Annotated in this window: 25 protein-coding genes; 20 read left to right on the top strand and 5 right to left on the bottom strand. The window is 41.0% G+C overall.

Annotated features, from left to right (window positions below; translation table 11 throughout):
- Positions 1–255 precede the first annotated feature (255 nt).
- Positions 256–1,002: an SDR family NAD(P)-dependent oxidoreductase gene (locus tag ABDD94_RS01740; RefSeq protein ID WP_345954440.1), complete on the bottom strand. Its 747-nt coding sequence runs from the start codon at positions 1,000–1,002 to the stop codon at positions 256–258.
- Positions 1,003–1,118: 116 nt separating this feature from the next.
- Between ABDD94_RS01740 and ABDD94_RS01735 the strand changes: the two genes are divergently transcribed.
- On the top strand, positions 1,119–1,550 hold the full coding sequence (locus ABDD94_RS01735) for a helix-turn-helix domain-containing protein (RefSeq protein ID WP_345954439.1): 432 nt from the start codon (positions 1,119–1,121) through the stop codon (positions 1,548–1,550).
- A 65-nt stretch (positions 1,551–1,615) separates the two neighbouring features.
- Here ABDD94_RS01735 and ABDD94_RS01730 read toward each other — a convergent pair whose 3' ends face one another.
- A complete protein-coding gene (locus ABDD94_RS01730) occupies positions 1,616–2,047 on the bottom strand; it encodes a helix-turn-helix domain-containing protein (protein ID WP_345954438.1) in 432 nt (143 codons plus the stop codon).
- A 130-nt stretch (positions 2,048–2,177) separates the two neighbouring features.
- Between ABDD94_RS01730 and ABDD94_RS01725 the strand changes: the two genes are divergently transcribed.
- The 6 genes from ABDD94_RS01725 (at position 2,178) to ABDD94_RS01700 (ending at position 8,245) form a co-directional block, all read left to right on the top strand.
- Positions 2,178–3,323: an alkene reductase gene (locus tag ABDD94_RS01725; RefSeq protein WP_345954437.1), complete on the top strand. Its 1,146-nt coding sequence runs from the start codon at positions 2,178–2,180 to the stop codon at positions 3,321–3,323.
- 377 nt (positions 3,324–3,700) lie between these two features.
- Positions 3,701–4,843, top strand: coding sequence for an SH3 domain-containing protein (locus ABDD94_RS01720; protein ID WP_345954436.1), 1,143 nt, complete (start codon positions 3,701–3,703; stop codon positions 4,841–4,843).
- 8 nt (positions 4,844–4,851) lie between these two features.
- A complete protein-coding gene (locus ABDD94_RS01715; RefSeq protein WP_345954435.1) occupies positions 4,852–5,373 on the top strand; it encodes a hypothetical protein in 522 nt (173 codons plus the stop codon).
- Positions 5,374–5,703: 330 nt separating this feature from the next.
- A complete protein-coding gene (locus ABDD94_RS01710) occupies positions 5,704–6,129 on the top strand; it encodes a DUF3592 domain-containing protein (protein WP_345954434.1) in 426 nt (141 codons plus the stop codon).
- A gap of 274 nt (positions 6,130–6,403) precedes the next feature.
- Positions 6,404–7,267, top strand: a complete 864-nt coding sequence (locus ABDD94_RS01705; RefSeq protein WP_352432884.1) for a CsgG/HfaB family protein — start codon at positions 6,404–6,406, stop codon at positions 7,265–7,267.
- A 156-nt stretch (positions 7,268–7,423) separates the two neighbouring features.
- Positions 7,424–8,245, top strand: a complete 822-nt coding sequence (locus ABDD94_RS01700) for an alpha/beta hydrolase (protein WP_345954432.1) — start codon at positions 7,424–7,426, stop codon at positions 8,243–8,245.
- On the opposite strand, the gene ABDD94_RS01695 is transcribed toward ABDD94_RS01700, so the two are convergent.
- Positions 8,242–9,039, bottom strand: coding sequence for a helix-turn-helix transcriptional regulator (locus ABDD94_RS01695; RefSeq protein ID WP_345949543.1), 798 nt, complete (start codon positions 9,037–9,039; stop codon positions 8,242–8,244). The genes ABDD94_RS01700 and ABDD94_RS01695 overlap by 4 nt on opposite strands.
- Before the next feature lie 471 nt (positions 9,040–9,510).
- On the opposite strand from ABDD94_RS01695, the gene ABDD94_RS01690 reads away from it, so the two are divergent.
- From ABDD94_RS01690 to hemN, 5 genes are all read left to right on the top strand, one after another.
- Entirely contained in the window at positions 9,511–10,893 is a 1,383-nt protein-coding gene (locus ABDD94_RS01690) for a kelch repeat-containing protein (RefSeq protein ID WP_345954431.1), read from the top strand.
- A 215-nt stretch (positions 10,894–11,108) separates the two neighbouring features.
- Positions 11,109–12,293: a PAS domain-containing sensor histidine kinase gene (locus ABDD94_RS01685; protein ID WP_345949545.1), complete on the top strand. Its 1,185-nt coding sequence runs from the start codon at positions 11,109–11,111 to the stop codon at positions 12,291–12,293.
- 1 nt (position 12,294) lies between these two features.
- Positions 12,295–13,344 carry a response regulator gene (locus tag ABDD94_RS01680; protein WP_345954430.1) on the top strand — a complete coding sequence of 350 codons (1,050 nt, stop codon included), beginning with the start codon at positions 12,295–12,297 and terminating at the stop codon, positions 13,342–13,344.
- A gap of 87 nt (positions 13,345–13,431) precedes the next feature.
- The gene (locus tag ABDD94_RS01675) at positions 13,432–14,460 is read left to right on the top strand and encodes a 2-hydroxyacid dehydrogenase (protein ID WP_345954429.1); all 1,029 of its coding nucleotides are present in this window, start codon (positions 13,432–13,434) and stop codon (positions 14,458–14,460) included.
- Between the two features lie 11 nt (positions 14,461–14,471).
- Positions 14,472–15,839, top strand: a complete 1,368-nt coding sequence (gene hemN / locus ABDD94_RS01670; RefSeq protein WP_345954428.1) for an oxygen-independent coproporphyrinogen III oxidase — start codon at positions 14,472–14,474, stop codon at positions 15,837–15,839.
- 96 nt (positions 15,840–15,935) lie between these two features.
- Here hemN and ABDD94_RS01665 read toward each other — a convergent pair whose 3' ends face one another.
- Both ABDD94_RS01665 and ABDD94_RS01660 read right to left on the bottom strand, forming a co-directional pair.
- On the bottom strand, positions 15,936–17,732 hold the full coding sequence (locus tag ABDD94_RS01665; protein ID WP_345954427.1) for a hypothetical protein: 1,797 nt from the start codon (positions 17,730–17,732) through the stop codon (positions 15,936–15,938).
- A 76-nt stretch (positions 17,733–17,808) separates the two neighbouring features.
- On the bottom strand, positions 17,809–18,162 hold the full coding sequence (locus ABDD94_RS01660) for a hypothetical protein (RefSeq protein WP_345954426.1): 354 nt from the start codon (positions 18,160–18,162) through the stop codon (positions 17,809–17,811).
- A 196-nt stretch (positions 18,163–18,358) separates the two neighbouring features.
- On the opposite strand from ABDD94_RS01660, the gene ABDD94_RS01655 reads away from it, so the two are divergent.
- The 8 genes from ABDD94_RS01655 to ABDD94_RS01620 all read left to right on the top strand — a co-directional run bounded on the left by ABDD94_RS01655 (position 18,359) and on the right by ABDD94_RS01620 (position 24,586).
- Positions 18,359–18,691 carry a cupin domain-containing protein gene (locus ABDD94_RS01655; protein ID WP_345954425.1) on the top strand — a complete coding sequence of 111 codons (333 nt, stop codon included), beginning with the start codon at positions 18,359–18,361 and terminating at the stop codon, positions 18,689–18,691.
- 110 nt (positions 18,692–18,801) lie between these two features.
- Entirely contained in the window at positions 18,802–19,515 is a 714-nt protein-coding gene (locus ABDD94_RS01650; protein ID WP_345954424.1) for an HAD-IA family hydrolase, read from the top strand.
- The gene (locus ABDD94_RS01645; RefSeq protein ID WP_345954423.1) at positions 19,487–20,335 is read left to right on the top strand and encodes a phosphoribosyltransferase family protein; all 849 of its coding nucleotides are present in this window, start codon (positions 19,487–19,489) and stop codon (positions 20,333–20,335) included. Before ABDD94_RS01650 ends, ABDD94_RS01645 begins: the two co-directional genes overlap by 29 nt.
- Complete coding sequence (locus ABDD94_RS01640; protein WP_345954422.1) at positions 20,325–20,879, top strand: TerD family protein; 555 nt, start codon at positions 20,325–20,327, stop codon at positions 20,877–20,879. The genes ABDD94_RS01645 and ABDD94_RS01640 overlap by 11 nt, the downstream gene beginning before the upstream one ends.
- A 4-nt stretch (positions 20,880–20,883) precedes the next feature.
- Positions 20,884–21,498, top strand: a complete 615-nt coding sequence (locus ABDD94_RS01635; RefSeq protein ID WP_345954421.1) for a TerD family protein — start codon at positions 20,884–20,886, stop codon at positions 21,496–21,498.
- Between the two features lie 107 nt (positions 21,499–21,605).
- A complete protein-coding gene (locus tag ABDD94_RS01630; RefSeq protein WP_345954420.1) occupies positions 21,606–22,715 on the top strand; it encodes a toxic anion resistance protein in 1,110 nt (369 codons plus the stop codon).
- 9 nt (positions 22,716–22,724) lie between these two features.
- Positions 22,725–23,687, top strand: a complete 963-nt coding sequence (locus tag ABDD94_RS01625; RefSeq protein ID WP_345954419.1) for a hypothetical protein — start codon at positions 22,725–22,727, stop codon at positions 23,685–23,687.
- 86 nt (positions 23,688–23,773) lie between these two features.
- Positions 23,774–24,586 carry a DUF475 domain-containing protein gene (locus tag ABDD94_RS01620; RefSeq protein WP_345954418.1) on the top strand — a complete coding sequence of 271 codons (813 nt, stop codon included), beginning with the start codon at positions 23,774–23,776 and terminating at the stop codon, positions 24,584–24,586.
- Positions 24,587–24,621 lie beyond the last annotated feature (35 nt).

The following is a 24,621-nucleotide window of genomic DNA, read 5'->3' as shown; positions in this document are numbered from 1 at the left end:
GGAAATCTTGCCAATGGCTCCAATCTGACGTACATTGTTAGCACACTGATAATACACCAGGTGGCCATATCAACAAGATTATGATTTCCTTCAAAGTGCTTCGTAACTACAAGAGAACTAAAGCCTAGAACACTTTTTCGATAGCCGTAAAAGTTCCTTATTACAGAAAAACACAACATTGAGTACAGGATTACGCATAAATAGCACTTATGGGTAGGCGGCAGCTCCTGATTGGTGTTGTGCTTAGTTTTTAATTCAATAAAGTCCCTGATTAAACTTAGCTATAGCTGCTTCAGGGTCGGCAAAGTAGTCGTCACGTTGCTTGCCGGCTTCCCCCACATAAATCTCATAACGGTTCTCTGTAATTCCTTTATAAATATCTTCGGCAACCACTACTGGCGGTAAGCCATGTTGCTCACCACCCATATCCCTGGTGGCATCTGTATTGATAAGCGACGGCATTACCTCAAAGATTTTGATATTGGTATCTGTGGAAAGTGTTAAACGCAAGGCTACAGAATGCGAATGCAAAGCTGTTTTAGCATCGGAGTAGGTAGGTAAAACCACCAGCGGATGGAACGCCACATTAGACGTAATATTTACAATAGCTGCTTCAGGCTGCTTTTTTAGCAGCGGCAGCAAAGCTTCGATCAATCTAACAGGGGCAAAATAGTTAGTCTCAAATTCTTGTCTTGATTTCTCAACCGCGTTTGCACCTTCACCAAGTTTGTAAACGAAGCCTACCCCGGCATTGTTGATTAATACACTAAGATCGCTATAATCAGCTTCCAATTTGGCTACAAGATTCTTAACTGCATCTGCATCGGTCACATCACAGGCTATGTATTTAACGCCTAATTCTTCCGCAGCTTTTTCCAACTTGTCAGCATTGCGTCCGGAGATAATTACCCGGTTGCCTTTTTCACTTAAAAATTTTGCTGTGGCATAGCCAATTCCCGAACCACCACCGGTTACCAGAACTGTTTTGCTTGTAATGTTCATGATGTTTATTGTTTTGATATTGAAATTAAATGTTACTTTTACTTGCATTTTGCAAGCAAAACAAAGATAGATCATTATACTTGCAAATTGCAAGTATAATTTAACATTTAGATGTCATGAAAGAAATTCAGCATCGATCAAACTGCCCGATAGCTTATTCACTAGATTACCTGGGCGATAAATGGGCATTGTTGATCTTAAGAGATTTGATATTTACTAACAAAGCTAGTTATGGTGATTTTCTGGCTTCTGAAGAAAAAATCGCTACCAATATCCTAGCGGATAGGTTAAAGCTGCTGGAGACAACCGGGTTTATAAATTCCACAGTTTCAACTGAAAAGAAGAACAAGTTTGTCTATAGCCTTACAGAAAAAGGCATTGACCTGATTCCTGTTATTGTGGAGTTAATGATTTGGGGTTCGAAATACAATCCTCCTGGTGCCGAGGATGTGATTAAAAAATTAGAAAAGGATAAAGAAGGTACTATACGCCAATACCGGGAGAAATTATTACAGCGTCTGAAAGATAAGGCTGCTATTAATGAATAGTGTATAGAAAGCTTACCATGCACTATTACCTCCGGCAGGCAAGCATTAATTACTGATGGTTGCTGTTAATTTTTCGAGGCACTAGAGGCCGGTGAAGGTTCAACCCGATAAATTTGACACACTGATTTTGACACCTGCGTTATTTTAGGATCTTGGATGATTACAGTTTCTAAAAACTGCCTATTGGCATCTCCCCAGTGGTTCAAGGCATCTATTATAGGCATTAATGACCAGCCAATCTGTGTTAAAGAATACTCCACCTTAGGCGGTAACTGCGGATAGATTTTTTTTTCTACCATGCCATGTTCCTCGAGTTCCTTCAGCTGTACGTTCAGCACCCGTCGGGTGGCACCGGGTAATAGCCGGAGGATTTCACTTGGTCGCTTTATATCCATAGAGATGGCGTTGAGCAGTGCCGGCTTCCATTTGCCGTTCAATACTTCCTTGGTCAGGTGCAGGCCACAATCAATCGTCAGGGGCATCTTTCTTTCGTACATAACTGGTTCTCTTGACTCAAAAGTAGGCATTGTATCTTAATTAGGTACAGGGGATAAATTTATCCCTATGGCATTAGTTTCTCCCATATTGTACCGCAACACGATATGCACGAGGTTTGCCAAAAAAAAGATGAAAAATACAGTGCAACCTCTGTTGGAGGAATACCTCTTAGGAGACCTGAAATTAAAAAACAGGATGGTAATGGCATCTATGACCCGCGGACGGGCTACCAATGCCGGCTTAGTTCCGACACCTTTAATGGCCGAGTATTATGCCCAGCGCGCATCAGCAGGATTAATCTTAAGTGAAGGTACGTGGGTCAGTCCAAAATCTATAGGCTTTATTAACGTACCCGGCATTTATACGCAAGAACAGGTGGAGGGATGGAAACTGGTAACCAAAGCCGTACACGATAAAGGCGGTCTTATCTTCTCCCAGCTTGGCCATATTGGCTCCGCCTCCCATCCCGATCATCTGAACGGCGAACTGCCTGCAGGGCCTTCTGCTATAAATCCTCAAACCAAATCTTTTACCCCAAAAGGCTTCAAAGATACGCTAACCCCACGTGAGCTAACCGTTACAGAAATTAAACAGACCATACAAGATTATAAGCAAGCCGCTAAAAATGCAAGGTCGGCCGGATTTGACGGCGTTGAGGTACATGCGCAATCGGGGATGCTGATCCCACAGTTCCTGAGCCTGGCAACCAATCACAGGACCGACAAATACGGCGGTAGTTTGGAAAACCGTGCACGTATAATATTCGAGATACTGGATGCTATAATAGAAGTTTGGGATAGTAGTCGCGTAGCTATCAAGTTTACACCTGTAGCCATCAGCAACGTAGGTCTTGTTACCCCAGACGAAGAAACCATTCCTCTGTTTCAGTACATTCTTAAAAAACTAAACGACTACAACCTTGCCTACCTGCATATAGCAGGACCGGCGGACGATTTAACCCGAACATCCTTAGAGGTATTATTGGACAATTACTTCAGCCATTTTCGTAGAAATTACAGTGGCCGGCTAATGGCTAATGTTGGCTTTACGCAGGAAACAGGAAACGAAATTTTGAAAGAAGGCAACGCTGACCTTGTATCATTCGGTACGCCATTTATAGCCAATCCGGATCTTTTTGAACGCTTTACATATAACCTCCCCCTGTCTGAAAGTGACCGTGACACTTATTATACCGGAGGCGAAAACGGCTATACGGATTATCCGCGCGCAGTATACGTTAACGCACAATCAGCCGATGTTAGTTCAGAAAAATAACAGGTTTTTTTAATGCTTTTCTGTGCTGATACAGGAAAGCATTTGCTTGTAAAATTGGTACCGGAATAGTCTTTCTGAAGTGTCTGCCAGTTTTTGTCTGCCAAACACCTCAGGCTACTGCATCAAGATGGACATGCTACCTAAAGGAAGTAAGCGCTTGCCTTTGGGACCTTAAACTCAAATAGTTCTTTTCGTATAGTTTGACACAAAGCCATTACTACGTTGCCCCATCCTATAGTTATAGGCTAACTGTAAAGCATGTTACCGCTTCTGAATTTTTGCTGCAGAAGCGGTGATGAACATTTAGCTGAAAATACTGTTCCCATGGGTAAATACGTGAATGCTTCTTCTATGAAGTAATTACCGATCAAGCCGTTATGATTAAAGCCGATATTTATAAACCAACCTTTATGTTGCTAATGGTGATACATTTGGTTTGGCTTACGTCTTGCGGTTCCAATAACCGAAAACAACCTCAGAAAGCAACGGAAGTGGCCGGTTGCGCGCAAAGCCTGCAGGTGTTAATCAAACATTCGGGTTGGAAATCTCCGTTTAAAAGCAATTTTACTGCAGAAATTGAAAGTACGGATGACAAAAAATTGCGGGTTCAGTTATTGAGTCCGCCTAACGGTGGTTCCCGTACAGCGCATACAATAGGCTGGATAGTGATAGACGAGCAAAAGAAGACCTTAAGCGACATTACCAATGATCCGGAGAATCCGGAACCCATCACTTACCAACTTAAAGACTGGAACAGGTTTATAACCTGCTTTCACGAAGATGCAGAAAACCCTTCAACTACCGGACCGGTTTTACAACTAAGCGACCTGTTTACCGAAGGCAGCACAACAGCCTTTTCGCCTAAGGATTTAAACAAAGATGAACCAAACATCAAACAATTCAAGGCTAAGTTAATCCGCTTTGAGCAGCAACATAAAGGCGATCAGTTAAACACAGAAGATGTTTCCATCCTGATTAATCATGAAGTATTTGATAATAGTAACACCTATGTAAACAGTAGTTGGCTGGCTTATTTTCTTAACAAGTACCATATTAGCCCTCTAAAATTAAACGACGCTTTTGAGCAAGCCATTACCCAAGAGGATCTCATTGCTGTTAAGATACTGCTTCAACACGGTTTTATTGTTTCTGACCAGCAGTTGAAGGCAGCCCGGCTAGCTAAAGAAAATTCGGTGCGCCTGACCCACTATAATCTGCAAAACAAAGGGCTCGATGAGTCGGGAGATCCAACATTTTACGATGAAAAAAAATCGAAGATAGACGCTATACAACAATTGATCAACTTACAGTACCAAGCCAACATTATACAGGATAATGATGGCTTTACCAACTTGAGGGAGTATAAAAGTAAAACGTCGAACATTATCAGGCGAATTCAAAACGCCGAACATATTAAGGTGCTTGATAATACTGGAGAATGGTGGCAGGTGGAAACCGTGAGCGGACAGAAAGGTTATGTGTTTTGGACAAGAATTAAATCGGGCAAGGTAACCAGGTAAATATTCAAATGATACTTAAAACTTTTGCGGGAACGATCTTCGCTTTACTTGGTTTTGCTACGCTGAGCTGCAACAGGCATGCAGCCTTAAAAATAGAACCCATAAGCATAGAGTTTAACGAGCGCTTTTTAACAGGCGAAAGGTTAGACACCAACTATTTCAGCACCAGGGATGTGATGCAGTATTACCAGGTTTCTAATTATGGCAACCAATCTTCCAAAAATCTGCTGGCAAAGTTAAGCACGTATACCAGCTCACGCTATCACTTCAAAAACATGGACACGGTGAATAATCTCACCCTCCTATTTTACAAGAAGCGGATGTTTGTAGATTATAGCGATCACCTGTACGAATCGGCCCGGGACAATGACAACCGGACGCTCGAAGGCTATTCAAACGACTTAATAGCCCGGATAACTTATGAGCGGTTAAAGAAAAACCGGCAGAAGATAGTGGTCACTAAATATTTATATCCTATAGATGACAATAAGCCTTTAGGGCAAACAGATACCCTAACCGTCCATAAGTAGCTTAATTAAACACATACGTCTTTCATCAGCAAATAACAGCCTTATCTATGCAATCAACACGAATAAAAATCCTGCTTTCGTTTCTTAGTCTTATCATTTCCTGTAAGCCTAATGGGCAGGCGGGTGACAATAATAAAAACAGCAAAACAGTTTAAAAAAAGATGGAAGATGAATATCAACTTATAGAATGCAACTTCAAAAAAGTTTACTAAGCGTTCAGTAAGTTCTTAGCTGTTACTGTTTGTCAAAACCATTCTGATACTGCACGTAGCGCAGCAACTTAGCTGCGTTATTAACCATCTGACTTAAATTTAAACGATACTTTAAAATATGAATAAGTGGGATAGAATATTTTCTTTACTTGCGTTGGTTGCCGGGTTAGGCATAATTGTACTCATTATTACAGACAACAATAAAAACAATTATCTGAAAAAAACCGGCGCGAAGACAACTGCAACAGTGGTTCGTACTTTGGTAGTCTTTAATAAAACTAAAAGCAGAACGCATGATTCGTTCAAAGACAAAAGTATTTATGGAATCTATCAGTTTAAAGCCACCAACGGACAAACTTACGAGGTACAGGCTACAACGTCAGGTGCACATATTGGGGAAAAGACTATCATTTATTACGATCCGGCAAACCCCCAATTAACTTATTATTTAGACAGTGATGCTTATGGCTTTTTTTTAGGCCTAGGCATTGGTTCGATCATGATCATCCTGGGTGTAGTCTTTTATAAGAAAGCATCAAGATGATTACTTTATAAATCAAGCCGTTATTGTAATAAAATCTATATACCAATATAGTTAGAACTAACTATTGATAAGCGTTTGAGCTGCGGTTATTTTTGATCTTAAATCAACTATCTATCTTTTAACCGCTTGATCTTTAACTTTTATGCTCAAATCTTTACTTTCGATTATAGTACTGTTAACTTCTACTGCTTACTTTTCATTTTCTCAAACCAAGTCAAAAAGAACTGGACCGGCCACAATAAAAACGATGGCAAAACCATCGGTTGCAGCACCAATGGATACCAGAGAAAGCATTCAGCCATTAGCGGGTGATCCATCAAAAGATAATGTAGCCATTTATCCGTTTACGTCTGCTACCGGCTATGACTATGATTATGCTCAAAGCGTAGGAAATGCGGTGGAATCGGGGTTTGTACGATCCACAAGATTTAACGTTGCGGAACGTAACCGGTTTGGAGCTATAAGCGCTGAGGAACGTTTTAAAGAAGTAAATACCGACAATGTGGTAAAAATAGCAGCAAAGCTTGGTGCTAAATATATTATAACCGGTCACATCACAGGAGCATCCTCTAACCCGGTTTACAACTCTTATGATCATAAGCTTCAGAGCTATCAAACTACAATCAGTTTGTCGTTCAAAATCATTGAAGTACAAACGTCCCTGATCAAGGTAGCTGAATCAATCAATATCATAGGTTCAGGAGGAACAACAGCCCTTTCAAAAGGCAACGCGTACGCCAGTATTGATGGGATAACCAGAAGGCTAATTGCAGCTTACTTTCCCCAACGTTTCAAGTTTATGGCAGTAGGTGAAAAAGAAATGAAGAAAAAGCAGGAAGTGCTTAAATCATTTAAAATATGGGGTGGCTCTGACCATGGAATTAAACCAGGTGATGCAGTTGAAATTTACATTCTAAATTATGTACGCAATCCGGCCACAGGCAAACAGGTTGAAGAACGAACCAACCTTGGTATTGCCACAATAACCGCCATTAATAGCGGCACCACAGCGACCTGCGAAGTTTATAGACCAGGAAAATATGGGGCTCAAATGCTTGAAGTTATCAATAAATCACCCGATATGGTTGTTATTGAATACACAGGCGGCGCCAAACCGAAGAGCTTTTGGGATCTGTAACCTAAGTATTCCTTCAATACATATATAAATGTGCGTGTTCTTTCAAGAAATAGCCGTTTCTTGTTTTTACTAAAAATAACAAACGCTATAAATGCAAAACCAATTATTTACAGTGGCCATGCTATAGCAATTAATAAACCGTTGTAAATTAGCTCTATGCAGCTTAATAGCATTATAATCGAAAATTATACAATTACCTACCATGAACGAAATAGCGAAGCGAATGAGACGGTGTTTTTTATACATGGAAACAGTAACTCTTCCCTTCTCTGGGATAAACAGTTAAACGACGAGCAGTTACAGTCCTACCGGCTCATTGCAATAGACCTGCCAGGGCATGGTGAATCTAGCCATGCAGAAAATCCGGTTGAAGATTATACAATCATAAAGCTAGGCGGCTTAATGTACAATACAATTAACCAACTAAGTGATGGCAAACCGTTTATCGTTTGCGGTTTTTCACTCGGAAGTAACGTTGTTGCCGAAATGTTAACTTTTGATTTGCGCCCGGAGGGAATTATATTAGTAAGTCCCTCAATTGTAGGGCAGGCGTTGGCACCGGCAACAATCAAAAACAAAGCAATCATCGGTGAGGTGCTTTTCGGTTCTAACATAACTCAAAAGAAGTTAGATGAATACCTGCAACTCGCAATACCTGATCAATACCACCACGAACGAGGGTTATTACAGAGCGACTATTTAAGGACAGATCATAATGTTCGTGTATTCTTAATGGAAAATGCACTGAAGGGCATTTTTTCGGACGAAGTAGCGCTTGTGAATCTAAGTGAGTTGTCCTGTTTAATGATAATCGGGCTGGACGATGAAATAACTTCGCCAGATAGTTATGATGCTGTCGACTTATTTACAGCCAAAGTAAACTTTATCAAATTAGACAGTACAGGACATTTCATCCCTTTAGAAAGTCCGGAAAGATTATCAAACCTTGTAAAAATGTATGCTGATGAAACCTTTTAAAGGTAACCATTGCTAATTGCATATTTTATGAGGTCAACCAATCCGTTTGAGTTGGTTTTTTCCAAAATGTTTCTGCGATGAATGTTAATTGTGTTAACGCTGATAAACAATCTGTCAGCAATTTGCTTGCTGGTAATTCCTTCACAAATCCATTTCAAAACCTCTATCTCCCTAACCGTTAGCAGGCCATCCTGTTCATAGGGAAAATATACTTTATTCAAAAGTAACTCTCCCCGGTCTCTTCTGTTATAAATAATCGGTTCAATAGTATGCACAACTTTGGTAGAGTTTGTGTAAGCACTTATATCATACAGGAAGCCTATTGTAGCCAAAGGCATCCCGTTTTGCGCCGATTTGATAAAAGTAGACTGCTGCCGGATTTGCTTGTAGTCGCCCTTTCTGTTTCTAATTCGGTAATTAGAAGTAAAAAGAAAATCTGAGTGCTGGCTAATGGGCTTGGTTTTCAAAAAAGCTAAATTTTCGGGCAAAACGCGTTGACTATAAATATTTAAGTCGTCCTTCTGAAAAACGCTCCATGCAAAATCCAATCCCCCATCAAAAAACCTTGACAGCGGATGATCTATAAAAATATTGAGGTTACTACTAGCGTATGTATACTTCTGCTGGGTATAATCTAATATATAGATTGCAGGCATCAATTTAGCGTAGTAGCCTAAATGACCGCTCATTATTGATTTCAAATGTTTACTACCTTCTACCAGTTCACTTAATTCACCAATCTCAAATTGTTGAATGGCTTTAAGGAACGTTGGAAAAGACTGTGGTAAATTCATCTTTTTATCAAATCTATGGCCTTACTAATATAGTTATAACTAACTATTGAACGAATTTTTTCTACGTTTTAAATTTGAAAATGAACGTCTTACCAAAATATTGCCAAACTCAGTCATGCCTCTTTTATCTTTTCAAACAAGTAATAAACCTATCAGGCCCTTCAAGCCCTGTTGATATTTGATTAATTATTCAGATCAATATCTGTTTTTCAGAAATTGAACGCCGCACTTTTAAAGACATCTGTCAATAGTAAAGGTTTGAAGGAATTACTGAGCAGGAATGCCATCTTCACAGGAGCCGGTCAACTTTTAGACGATTTATATGATTTGGCAGCCTAATATTTAAGCACTGTGGCTTGATTAAGCTCTTTTGAATGCTGCTCATATGCTCCGGTAAACTGACAAGGCGAAGCATTTCAGCGCCACTTACTATCTAAGAAACAAACATATCTATTATTTATACTACAACACATGAAACGTTTTTTTACAATTTTCACATTGGGCATAGTGAGCCTTTTACTTTCCTGCGGCAAAAGTGATAGCGGTAGTACAGAAAGCCCGGCACCAACGCCACCCATTGCTCCAACAATTACAATAAGCAGTTTTACGCCACAAAGCGGCAGGGCCGGAATTACGGTTACCATTATGGGAACAGCGTTTGGCACAGATCTTAATGCGGTTAGTATAAAATTTGGCAATGCTGTAGCCGTTAAACCGAAAACCATTACGCCAACGCAGTTATCTGTAGATGTTCCGGCCGATGCAACTACTGGTAAAATAACGGTCAGTGTAACTGGCAGTACAACTGCAATCAGCGCAAACGACTTTACGTTTGACACGACGATTGATTACTCTACTTACAATAAAATAGAATATACGGGCACCGCATCTTTGTCAGAAGCGCGGGAGAATTTTGCGGCAGCAGGCATCGGTAGTAAAATTGTGTTTGCCGGTGGGTTTTCATATACCACTGCTAAAGATGGTAAGTATTCTAAAACGGTCGATATATATAATACCTCAACAAACGCATGGACTACCGCACAATTAAGCGAGGCCAGAGAAGGTTTAGCAGCGGCAGCAGCGGGTAACAAAATACTTTTTGCAGGTGGCTCAAGCGAAACAACTACTTATAGCAAAACTGTTGATATTTATGATGTGGTTACTAACACATGGTCAACTGCACAATTAAGCGAGGGGCGCCATAAACTAACCGCAACTGCCATTGGTAATTTAGTAGTGTTTTCAGGCGGAGCTAACAGCTCAAGCAGTAATTCGAGCACAGTTGATATATATGATGTAACAACAAATACTTGGACAACTGCTAAATTAAGTGATGGCAGAAGACGTTTAGCCTCGGCCTCATCAGGTACCAAATTATTGGTAGCAGGCGGAAGCTTTGACAACTTAGATGGCAAAACAGTAGATGTTTATGATGGCGTAACCAAAGCTTGGACAACAACCCAAATGAGTGAAGAAAAATCACACTGCATTGGAACGAGTGCGGGCAGCAAAATTGTTTTTGCTGGCAATTCTAAAACTGCAGATATTTATGACGTCACAACCAATAAATGGACAACGGCTCAAATGAGCACTACCAAATATGATGGTGCAGCAGCAAGCGGCGGTACAAAGATATTATTTGCGGGAGGAGCAGTACCCTCGTCAAAAGCAGTAGACATTTTTGACGTAGTTAGTAACACCTGGACCACTTTGCAACTCAGTGAAGAAAAATATGGACTTGCAGGTGCCAGCGCAGCTAATAAGATAATATTTGCCGGTGGTACAAGGCCAGCAAATGGCGCTTCTACGTCTCAAACTACCAAAACAGTCGACATTTTCACATTATCTAAATAATAACATAATAGACAATCGAGCCTTGTTTTATTAGGATATTCGAAATGCAAGCCCTTTTCAAATAGAAAAGGGCTTTGCTATTATAAGTCTTCACGAATCCCTCGATGCCATTATTTTGCCATGTTTGTGACCTGCGTCACCTTTTACATTGAGTTTTATCAAGTTTACGTTTCAAAAAAGGAAAGATATTTGATATTAATTACTTTTACCAGCATATGGACAATGCCGCTTTACTAACTGCCATTATTCAAAACGCCATTGATGGTATCATAACCATTGATGAACGCGGCGTTGTGGAGAGTATCAATCCCTCGGCCTGTAAGCTTTTTGGATACCTGGAAGAGGAAGTTATTGGCAAAAATATAGCCTTCCTTATGCCACCACCCGACAGGGAACAGCATGACGAATATATAAACCGGTATCAGCGTACCGGTAAAGCGCATATTATAGGTATCGGTCGCGAAGTAAAGGGTCTTAGAAAGGATGGCTCAGTGTTTCCGTTCAGGCTGGGCGTAAGTGAGGTACAATATTCCGGCCGTAAAATATATACCGGTTTTATACATGACCTAACCCGCGAAAAAGAGGCCGAAGAACGCCTGCGCGAACATGCGACCAGGTTAGAAGAGGAAGTGGAAGACAGAACTCAGTCTTTAAAAGAAACCGTACAGGCACTGCAGTCAGCTAAAGAAGAGGTCAGCCAATCGCTGGAAAAGGAGAAGGAATTGAGCCAGTTAAAAAGCAGGTTTGTTTCTATGGCTTCGCATGAATTCAGGACTCCTTTAAGTTCCATACAACTATCTGCTGTCTTAATTGAGAAATATGCACAACAGTTTGAAAGTGCTAATATCACTAAGCATGTTGGTAAAATAAAAAACTCAGTGGGCAACTTAACCGGTATCTTAAATGATTTTCTTTCGCTTGAGCGGCTTGAGGCAGGCAAGGTTGAGCCGGTATTCACTCCTTTTGACATTGTTAAGTTTTCTGAGGAGATTACCGAAGAAATGCAACTGATTGCCAAGCAAAATCAGATGATTATTTATCAGCATACCGGCATAAATAGTATGATAGCTTTAGATCAGTCGTTGCTGAAGAATTGTATTATTAATCTCATCAGCAACGCCATTAAATATTCAGGAGAAAATACCTTTATCGAGTTTAATACCGAGATAGCGGCAAACCAGTTAAACATTACCGTAAAAGATAACGGAATTGGTATACCCGACAGTGATCAAAAGCATTTGTTCGAAGCCTTTTTCAGAGCTCATAATACAGGCAATATTCCGGGTACCGGTTTAGGGCTTAATATTGTAACCCGCTACGTGGGTTTAATGAACGGCCATATCCAGTTTAAAAGTAAGGTAAACCAAGGCACCTCATTCACACTATCATTCACCATTTAATATGAAAACCATCCTCATCATCGAAGATAATAACGACATACGCGAAAGCACCGCCGAGATACTGGAACTTTCGGGATATAAGGTATTACAAGCCGAAAACGGCAAAGCTGGTGTTGATATAGCTCTTCAACACGCACCAGACCTGATCTTATGCGATATTATGATGCCCGAACTGGATGGCTATGGGGTATTGTACATGCTGAGCAAAAACCCGGCAACCTACGCCATTCCTTTTATTTTTTTAACGGCAAAAGCTGAACGGGTTGATTTTAGAAAGGGCATGGAAATGGGCGCTGATGACTACCTGACTAAGCCTTTTGACGATATTGAACTGTTGAGTGCCATTGAAAGCCGTTTAAACAAACAGCAAAAGCAGGAAGAGCACTACAGCAAAACCTTACAGGAATTTGAAAAGCTGGCTGCCGTTAATGGCAAAGGGGCGCAGGAACTAAAAGCACTCGTAAGCAGTAGAAAAGTAAGGCAGGTAAAAAAGAAGCAGGTGCTCTTTTACGACGGCGATGAGCCACAGGGGATATATATTGTATTGACAGGCAGTTTAAAAACGATAAAGCTGGCCGAGGATGGCCGTGAACTAACTACCGGCTTATATAAGAGTAATGATTTTTTAGGGCTGCATGCGCTATTGCTTGATGAGCCCTTCACAGAAACAGCCGAAGCTACCGAAGACTCAACCGTGTGTTTGCTGGCTAAAGACCTCATTTTAGATTTGCTGAACCGTTACCCGGATGTAAGTCAGCAGTTTATTAAAATATTGGCTAACAACATCCGCGAGAAAGAAGACAAACTGCTTGAGCTGGCCTACAATTCGGTGAGGAAGCGCCTGGCCCAAACCCTTGTTAGGCTGAGTAACCAATCACCTGATCCGGCACAGTATAAAGCATCGCGGGAGGAGCTGGCTTCTTTGGCGGGTATTGCTACAGAAACGGTTAGCCGTACTTTAACCGATTTTAAAGCGGAGGGGCTGATAGAAAAGAAAGGCAGCCATATCCAAATACTTGATCTCAGCCGTTTGGCTAAAATGAAAAACTGACGCAGATCACATTTTGGTTTGATTAGCCTCATAGTATAGCAGCCACTGTACAGGTAGTTTTGTAATGAAATAAACGCCTATTGACAGATGAAAGTGGTTGCCTACAGTATTAAATCTTTCGAGAAAGAATTTTTGGCCAAGGCCAATCAAAAAAAGCATGATATCACCCTGATATCAAACCCATTGAGCCTTGAAACCACACTGTATGCCGAAGGCAAAGATGCAGTAATTGTTTTCACCAATGACGATGTATCGGCACCGGTAATAGAACAACTGGCGGCCAAAGGCATCAGGTATATTGCAACCCGCTCAACCGGTACCGATCATTTAGACAAGCAGGCGGCAGCCCGCTTTGGTATTAAACTGGCTAACGTGCCCGATTACTCACCACAGGCAATTGCCGAGCATACGGTGGCCCTGGCTTTAACGCTGAACCGGCAAATCATTAAAGCACAAGAGCATGGCCGGCATTTTGATTTCAGGCAGGAAGGACTAACAGGTTTTAACTTTTATGGCAAAACCGTTGGCCTTATTGGTATGGGGCATATTGGTCAAGCCGTGGCTAATATTTTTGCGGGCTTTGGTTGCAAAGTTATTGGCTATGATATAACGCCACCATCGGGCGCAAAAAATATTATTCCTGTTTCGCTTCAAGAGCTATACAAGCAGTCAGACATTATCTCACTTCACACGCCGTTAACGCCAGACACAAAACACCTCATCAATAGCAATAGCTTAAAGCAAATGAAAGACGGTGTAATGCTGCTCAATACCTCTCGTGGTGGTTTAATTAACACAACCGATGTATTGAAGGCGTTGAACGACGGTAAAGTAGGCTATCTAGGCATTGATGTTTACGAACATGAGAAAGGTCTTTTTTTTGAAGACCATGAACATGATACCGTTAAAGACAGCCTTTTACAAGACCTTATTAGCCACCCTAATGTTCTGGTAACCCCGCACCAAGCCTATTTAACCACCGAAGCCGTGCAACAGATTGCCGACCAAACCATCAAGAACCTGGATATGTGGCAGCAAAGCAAATGTGTAGGCAAGGCATGTGTTTGTGCAAAAAATTGCCGTGCTGTGGAGCCGGCTATAACAATTCCGGCCTAATAAAATTGTTTATGGAAGCTACTGAAAAACTTATAAAAAAATATCATACCGCGGCGCCGCGGTATACCAGTTACCCTACAGTACCATATTGGAATGCAGACGCATTTAACAGTGCGCAATGGAAGCAATCAGTTGCACTCTCTTTTAAGGAAAGTAATAAAACAGATGGTATTAGTTTGTATGTGCACCTGCCCTACTGCGAAAATTTATGTACCTACTGCGGCTGTAATACTCGTATTACTAAAAACCATACTGTTGAGCAGCCTTACATCCAGGCTGTATTAAAAGAGTGGGCCATGTACCAACAGCTTTTCGATAGTAAACCTGTTATACGCGAAATACATTTAGGCGGTGGCACGCCAACTTTTTTTAGTGCCCATAATTTGCAGATGCTTATAAACGGGCTATTAGCAAATGCTACAGTACATCCCCAAGCTGAGTTTAGTTTTGAAGCCCATCCTGCCAATACCACACAGACGCACTTGCAAACCTTGTATAACTTAGGCTTCAGACGCCTGAGTTTGGGTATACAAGACTTTGACCCAAAGGTTCAATTGATTATTAATCGTTTGCAAAACTTTGAGCAGGTAAAAGCTGTAACTCAACAAGCGCGTAAAATTGGCTACACTTCCATAAACTACGACTTGATTTATGGTTTGCCGTTGCAAACCATGGAAAGCATTGCCGATACTATTATGCTGGTATCGGAACTGATGCCCGAAAGGATAGCATTTTACAGTTACGCCCATGTGCCATGGATTAAGCCCGGCCAGCGCAAGTTTACCGAAAAAGATTTGCCCGATGTGCCTACCAAAAAAAAGCTGCACGAATTGGGCAGGCGCATGTTTAATATGCTGGGCTACAAAGAGGTGGGTATGGATCACTTTGCCTTACCCGGCGATAGTTTGTTTAAGGCTTCACAAGATGGGACGCTGCACCGCAATTTTATGGGTTATACACACCAGTATACGCAATTAATGGTGGGGTTGGGTGTATCATCCATAAGTGACACCTGGTATGCTTTTGCGCAAAACGTTAAAAAGGTTGAGGATTACATTGAACTTGTAAACAGCGGAACATTGCCGGTAGTAAAAGGCCATTTGCTAACCGATGAGGATTTGGTAATCCGCAAGCATATCTTAGACATTATGTGCAAAGGCAAAACCTGCTGGAATTTTCATATTGAGCCCTGCATTGCATTAATTGATGGCATGGAACGCATGCAGCAACTGGCTGATGATGGTTTGGTTGAACTTAATTCCTGGTGTTTAACGGTTACGCCATTAGGCAAGCGCTTTTTAAGAAATATATGTATGGCCTTGGATGCCCGTTTGTGGGCCGATAAGCCGGCCACCCAGCTTTTTAGTATGGCCGGATAATTTAAGTTGTGTGATGTTGCTTTAGTTTGAAAAGCCTGTAAAGGCAAAAAGCGGTTCAGTAATTGAACCGCTTTTTTTATTGACTTTAGATAATTATCACACTGTTAACAGGGCCGATGAAAGGGCCTTTAAATGAGTTTCAGATACAATCAGCTCTTTGTACATCTTGGTTAAGTATTCCTGGCTTTGGTTACTTATTTGCGGCATTAGTTGCTTATAGTAATTAATGCCCGCTTGTAACTGGTCTTTAAATTTTATCAGGTATTTCTGTTTTTTATCATTCCAGTTCTTTAAATGGCTGGCCATATCCGCACGCAAATATTCAATGTATAAGTTCAATTCATTTATAAAAATGTTTGATCGTTCGGTATTCTTCAACAAATCAAGCTGGCCGTAAATGTGCTTTATCATCTCTTCCAAACTGTAAACGCCCGAAAAATAAGCCAGGTTAGGTCCGGGGCATACTGCTACGGCTTTGCTTTCGCGTGGTTTCAGCATATCGTTCTTAATGTAGGCTGATGCACAAAGGCCTTCGCAAAGACAGATCTTTTCGGTAATGGCTTCAACCTGTTCCTTATACAAGTCCACAGGCAGGTTCTCTGTTGCCAGCTGCTGTAATTTAAGATGCTGGTACTCACGTGATGCTGTACATATAGGCTGCTCGGTAAACTCCGTATTTGTACATAAATATTTTTTTGTACAGGGGCTGCCGGGTCTGCCTTTCTCTATGCGTTCAAGGCGCTGTTGTTCCATACTAGCGTTCTTGAAATTATTAAACAGCACACCAAGTGGCGAAGCCGCACTTACATAAAAGTCGTCATTATTGGCCTCAGCTAATTGATACAGTGTTTCGTTATCAACATTAGTTGCTTCGGGCACTAATAAGAACGGGCTTCCCCAACCGGTTGCATCCAGTTGATAATGATTTAGCAAAAAACTATCTTCAAGTGCTGTACCTATACCGCCTTGTACACTTATGCGCTGCTGCGGAGCTTCAACATATTTGATACTTTTATCTGATAAGGCCGCCTGGTACATTTGCAGCAATTCATGTAGCATAGGCTGTCTTTTTTGCTTAAACTCATCCAATATAGGACCAAGTAATAACCCGTCGGTAGCAAAAGCGTGGCCTCCACAGTTCAATCCCGATTCAATTCTAAACTCAGACACCCACAATCCCTTTTTAGCCAAAAATTTAGCCTGTATAAGAGCCGACCGGTAATCACTTACTTTTAAAATTATTTTTTTGCGCAAGTGCCCATTTTCGTCCGGATAAAAGTCTGCAAAGCGCTCAAGATAACTGTATAGCCTGGGGTTCATGCCGGCCGAAAGGATAATAGACGAGTTTAAATCACTTTGAGCAAAGCCCCTGAGTGCAGCTAAGGCATCTGTATTTTCATCGCCGGTGTACTGCCCGTCTGCGTCAAAGTTCATCTTATCCACTTTCGACATAATGTTCACATCAATAGCTCCCTTTTGTAAATAGGAGCGCAACAAGTTCTGAAATATCTTTTTACCCACCGGGTCGGGGTAATCCCTCATCAGGTCATAACCTTGTTTCAAATTAGTTGCAGGGGGCTGTAAATCGAAGTACCGGTCTAAATCTGAGCCTTGTTCAAAAGGTAATTGCTTAAGTTGCTCAAACTGTTCATTAACCAACTTATTTAACAGGTTAAGATAAGCAGTAACACGCTGGGCCCGGCTATCGGGCTCACCTTTGTGTATAGGTTCAAAGCGTAGTCCATTCTTTTCTGTATGGTACTTACGCATGCGTTCAAGTAATTCATCATCAACAATAGAAACAGTTGATGTAATACCATAATGTGCTACTTTTAACGGAGTATCAACCGAGAAGGCAAGCCCGAGTACGGGGATATGAAAGGTGTGACTCATGTGGCAGTAATAAAAAGGTGTAACCATAAAAAAAGCGGTTAATAAAACCGCTCTTTATTTAATATATCAGGATTAATTAGAGGATAAATACAAGCGCCATAAGTACATGAAGGACAATACTAACCGCAAAAACAGTTAGTGCGGTTCTGATACCGGCTCCGCCCATGGTGGCAATTAAGTTGGTAAAGAAACAAATCATTGTGATGGCCAGCACACCTGCCGGAGCATCAAAATAATACATTAAAACAGCAGGTAAAGGCAAAAAGAATACGCCGTGTACCATTAGTACAATGAAGAACCATAAAACATGATTGTTTTTTTGGCTGTCGGCAAAGTCGGTAAATTTGGTCCAAAGGTTAAATTGGGTGTTTATAGTTTGCTCGGGGGTGGTGGTCCAGGCTGCAGGTGCTATAGTTTTTAAAGTTGCCATGATGTTGTGTTTTATTTTACACTACAAAAATGCCTGGTTTGCCCTAGCCAGGCCATGACGGTAGTCAGCGCAAAAAGTGATTGTAAGCACTTTTTTAAATTACAGCACGAGATAGCTACCTTCATATAGTAATAGCCAAAAGGAAGCCTCTTATGCAGGTATTTTAGTTAAAAACGTTGTTCAAATTTTACAGAAGATGATACCAACCTTAACCGTAATTAGTATTGCTGCAACAGCGCAAGGAACCGAAGTATATAAAAACGTTCCGCTATCGCTGGTTAATAATCATGTGGTGCGGCTTGGCGTAATGACAGAGCCCTTCTACTGGCATTATCATCTAAACAGCGATGAGACCTTTCTGGTAACTGAGGGTGCTATTTATATTGAACTGGAGAACCAAACCGTAGAGTTAGCAGCCGGGCAATTATTTACGGTACCTGCAAATGTAAAACACTGCACACGCCCTAAAGGTAACAGGTCCGTTAATCTTACGTTTGAACTGGCAGACATGCAAACTGTTAAATGTTAACTACCAGGTTTACGCACCAGTTAACATACTTTCGTTAGCACACTTGTCAATTACAAATATATCATTTACCTTAACTGCCTAATTAAACCTAGCTGTAACTGACTTAAAGCATGCCTGCCTATAAACACTACTCGTTTGATCTTTGGCTAACGCTTATTAGATCTAACCCGCTATTCAAAAAGCATCGTAGTGTGTTTTTTCACAACCATTTTAACTTTAAATATATACCACTTGAGCATGTAGAGCATATTTTCAGGACCGTAGATATAATGTGCAACGGCATTAACGAACGCACCGGAAAAAACATAGACGCCGAAGAAATGTACCTTATGGTTATCAGCCTGATGAATGAAAATCAGGTGAACCTGCATGATATAGATGTACCTGCGCTTTATCAGCAAATGGAAAACCTGGTGTTTGATTATTTACCTCAAGTTTATTGTAACAGCACGGCTGCCGTTTTATCTAATCTTAAAATGCAGGGTTTCACTACCAATATTTTAAGTAATACAGGGTTTATTAAAGGCGTAACCTTGCGTAAGGTGCTTCGGGAGTTAGATATAGATCAGCATTTTGATTTTCAGATTTACTCTGATGAGGCGGGCATGTCTAAACCAAACCCGGCACTGTTTCAACTTATGATAGAACAGGCAATGGCTATAAAACCGTTGGAATTAGCCAACATACTACACATTGGTGACAACCCCAGGGCAGATGTTGCCGGGGCCCAGGCTGTTGGCTTAGCTGCCCGGCTCATTAACTCAAACAATGAAACCATTGTAAACCTAACCCATCATGAAACACCACATTTATTCCCTTCATAAAATACACAGCAGCACTAGCTTTGGCTTTGAGGCTGCCGATTATAGCCGCTTTAAATTTGGAGATGATGCCGTTGCCGCGCAATATGGCAAGGCCCTGGCCGATGGGTTTGTAAATAATGTGCTGGCACCACAAAATATCAGTAATCAGTTGGTGATTATATCAAGCCCGTACTCGTTCATACCAACGGCTACTTTTGCCCTTAAAAATCATTTTGTGTCGCAGCTTAACCGCTGGCTGGCGGCAAACCAGTTGCCTGTGGTGCAGGAAACCAAGGTACACCGTACCATTACTTACAAAGAAGATTATGGTGCGCTGGATGCCGAGCAGCGCATGAATCTCATAAGTAATGACTCGTTCCACATCGATGCCGAATTTTTAAAGGGAAAGGTGCTTGTTTTTTTAGATGATATTAAAATAACGGGTAGCCATGAGCGCATGATCGCTAAAATGATAACCGAATATAGCCTGCAAAATGAGGTGTATATGCTGTATTTTGCAGAACTGGCCAATAGCACTATACATCCCAACATTGAAAATTATCTAAATTATCACGAAGTAAAAACCATTTTCGACCTGGATAAGATCATTAACAGTGGTCATTTTTGTGCAAATACACGCATGGTAAAGTATATTTTAAATTATAACCATGCCGATTTTTGCATATTTATAGATTACCAAACCAGGCCGTTTATTAATCAGCTTTTTGATCTGGCCCTTGGAAATAGCTATCATACTATGGATAATTATTCTCTAAATTTGAGCTACATAAAAAACTACTTATTTAACAACCACAATAAATTAGCACAACATGGCAATTAACTTGCAAAAAGGCCAGCGCGAAGCAATCAATGCACCTAAGTTTGTAATTGGTTTGGGCTGGGATACTAACAGCACTTCAACCGGTACGGCATTTGACCTGGATGCATCTGTATTTGTTTTAGGCGATAACAAAAAGCTTCTGTCTGACGAGAGCCTGGTATTTTACAACAACCTGGCATCACCTGATGGCGCGGTGGAACACACCGGTGATAACCTTACCGGAGACGGCGATGGTGATGATGAGCAGATCAGAGTTGACCTGTCAAAAATAGACCCGCGTGCTACCGAGGTATGTATTGTTGTAACCATACATGATGCCGACAACCGCCGCCAAAACTTTGGTCAGGTACGCAATTCTTTCATCCGCATTTTTGACGCCGTTAGCAATACCGATTTATTGAAATACGAGCTCGAAGAAGATTTTTCGATAGAAACAGCAGTTGAGTTTGGCAGGATTTACAAACGTAACAACGAATGGAAATTTGAAGCCGTAGGTGCAGGCATGAAAGGCGGATTACAAGACTACTTAAACAAATACAACTAAACCAATGGCAATTAATTTAGAAAAAGGGCAGCGCATTAATCTTCAAAAAGTTAATGGAAGCAAACTGCAAAATATATGCGTAGGTATTAACTGGGGTGCTATAGAAAAGAAAGGTCTTTTTGGTATAGGTGGTTCTAAAGAAGCCGTAGACCTGGATGCCAGCTGTGCTTTGTTCAATGGTTCAAAACAACTGGAAGAAGTGGTTTACTTTGGCAATTTGAAATCGAAAAACGGCGCTGTGAAACATAGTGGCGATGATTTAACCGGCGATATGGGTGGCGATGACGGCCTCGATAACGAAGTAATTACGCTCGATCTTTCGCAGCTTAGCCCAAGTACCGAGTATGCCGCCTTTGTTTTAAACAGTTTTCGCGGGCATGATTTTGGCAAAATTCCTTTTGCCTCAATTCGCATTTATGAAGGAACACCTAAACGGGTTAACGAAGTGTTTGCCAAATATGACATTGCCAACGGCGCCAACTTTGCAGGCCACGTATCTATGGTAATGGGTGTTTTTTACAAACGTAACGGCGAATGGAAATTTAATGCCATTGGCGAACCTACCAAAGACAAAAAACTGGAAGAGACCGTAAAAACGGTAATGCAGCAATATCTATAAAAGCGCTAACCCCCTCCCTTAGGGAAGGAACTTTATAAACAATTAGAAGCTTGCCCCTTGGCATTTACAATCCAACCGTTTGCCGGAAGATTGAGAGGGGAATGTATATGGAAATAGATACTACTATGCCAGCAATCCCCGATCCCGGCGCTAATGGCAACAAAATAGATAAGGACGGCAATGTTGATCTTACACGCATTACGCCTGATGATGCAAAAAAATACGAGCCGGTTAATAAAGATTTAAATCCGGCTGATGTGAACTCCATTTTGAATTACGGCGCTGAGGTGCAAAATTCGATGGAAAAATACAGTAACCAGTTCTTAACATCAGTACGGACGTATAACTCGGGTGAGGTTGGTTTGTTAATTAACGACCTGCTTACCGAGCTTAACTACATTGATGTAGATGAACTGAATCAAAGCGCCCTTACACGTTTCATATCGGGCATACCGTTTTTGAAAAAAATGGTATTTGATGCCAAAAAGCTGTTTCAGAAGTACGATACTGTAGTTAATAATATTGATAAGATCACCAATAAGATTAAAGCAGGCAGAGTTAATTCTATAAAAGACAATGCTTCTTTACAAACCATGTTTGACAACAATGTTACCTACATTAAGCAAATGGAGGAACTGATTATTGCTGGGCAGATCAAACACCAGGAGCTAAGCCAGAAACTGGGCGAAATGGACGCTAATCCATCGGCTTATCAGGACTATGAAATTGCCGACATGAGAGATTACGTGAACCGCTTGGATAAGCGCCTCGCCGATATGAAAGTGGTGCGCTTCATCATGCTGCAATCACTTGCGCAAATACGGGTAGTACAAAGCAACAATACCTCCATTGCCGAAAAGGCGCAGTCTATAGTATCAACCACCATTCCGGTCTGGAAAAACCAGCTTACCATAGCTGTGGCTTTAAACAGGCAAAAGGAAAATGTGGAGATGCAAAAAAAGATATCAGACACCACCAATACCATTTTGCAAAAGAACGCCGAGCTATTGAAACAAAACAGTATTGATGTAGCTCGCGAAAATGAGAAAACAGTGGTATCTATTGATACACTAAAGCGCACCACCCAATCGTTAATTGAAACGCTTAACGAGGTAAAACAAATACACGAGCAAGGCGCCCAAAACCGCAAAGTGCTGAACACCGAATTGCAAAACCTGGAAACTGAACTTAAAAAGACAGTGACCAATGCAGGCTAGCGTAAATTCATGGATGAGAACAGGGTAAACATACTGAATGAATCTAACCGGATACTAAGTAAGCTGCAATTACTTGCAGCTTTTTTTAGTGACGATATTATTTATAAAGTTTACTTACGCAGCACTGTTATACATCAGCTATTTGAAAACAATGCCGAGCTGGATATCAATAAGCTCGAGCTGTTTCACCTGCAGTTTACCACTACGGTAATTGAACTACTCAAAAAAATAAAAAAGAGTAACGAAAAAAACGTGGTGCTGCTTTTTGATGAGATACAGGTAAACAAGGAGTTAATAGCTAAACTCGAACAAACGCATTACTCAGAAGATGCTTTCCGTTTGGAAAAGCAGCGGCAGGCCCTTAAAATAAACACATCACTCAGGCGCCTTTATGAGGCCTTGAGTAATGACAAGTCCGAGTATCCTTTCAGTAAAAACATCAACTCTTTCAGCGCGCGGTTTGCGCAAGATTTTTATGCACCTGTAACAGCTGATGTGCTGAGCAAGCTTACCCAGTTTGCACCCAATGAGGTATATACCCATGCACATGCCGTTATTCAGCGCAAGCTAATGGGCCTGCTTTGCAAATATGATTTTAAAACAGAATTTTATTGCGGGTTAAAAACAGGCAACCTGGTTATTGAGGTATTTAAGATCATTGAGCCGGGTATCTATTACATCTTTTACCCATCGCGCAGCCTTTTTCTGCTGTGCGACAGTGCAGAAGTTGCCGCTATTAATACAACCCTGGCTGGTGATGAGCCCAATACTTTGATACGAGAACTGCATAACAAAAACGACCAATTGCAGAGTAGTGTAGCCGTGGCAAAAACCTATCTCCCCGCCGAGATCAAACACCTCATGGCCGATCATTACCGGAAAATATCAGACATTAATTTTCTGCAAAATATAGGCAGTTTTGACGTACAGGCCAACATTTTAAAAACAATGCTGAACACGGATTTAATTTAATAACGGTAGGCATTGCTATAGAATTTATTACAGAATTAAAGTTTTTTCATACTTTAGAAGCATTTATACTTAGAACTTACAGAACAATGAATTTTTTACACATGCTGTTAGGTGAAGACATTAAAGCGGGTTTGCTCATTATTTTAAACCTTATTGTAATAGAGAGTTTGCTTTCTGTTGATAATGCCGCTGTACTGGCCACCATGGTGCTCGATTTGCCCAAAGAGCAGCGTAACAAAGCGCTCCGTTACGGTATTATAGGTGCTTATGTGTTTCGTGGTATCTGTTTGTTCTTGGCTGCGTGGCTGGTTAAAATATGGTGGTTAAAACCATTGGGCGGCTTATATTTGTTATATCTGGCGTTTGATTACTTCAAAGGTAAAGCCGGCGGAAAAGAAGAAGACGAATCAGTTAATAAAAACGAAAGCTGGATATACAAATCAACCGTTGGTTTAATTGGTAACTTTTGGGCAACAGTAGCCCTGGTAGAGGTAATGGACCTGGCCTTTTCAATTGATAACGTATTTGCCGCTGTTGCTTTTACCGACCACGTTTTTCTTATTTACACCGGTGTATTTATTGGCATACTGGCTATGCGTTTTGTAGCGCAGGCATTTGTAAAATTGATGGAGAAGTTTACCTTCTTAGAAACCATCGCTTTCATTGTAATCGGTGTTTTAGGCATAAAGCTTAGTTCGTCCCTGTATACTCATTTTTACCCTGGCAGCCCAATATCAGAAGCCATAGAAGGCGAAAGAACCGACCTATTCGTATCTATATTTACAGTAGCCATTTTTGTACTGCCTGTTTTAAGCTCTCTGCTGTTTAACTTCCCTAAACGTCATACTATTGAGCCTGAAGTTGCTGAGAATGCAGAAAAGGTATTGGATAAGAGTTAATAAGATAAACAAATTAACACGTACATTTAAATCAG

The organism is Mucilaginibacter sp. PAMB04168 (assembly GCF_039634365.2).
Classification (GTDB): Bacteria; Bacteroidota; Bacteroidia; order Sphingobacteriales; family Sphingobacteriaceae; genus Mucilaginibacter.
Note: the sequence above shows the minus strand (reverse complement) of the source record. Positions and strands in the feature narration are given on the sequence as shown.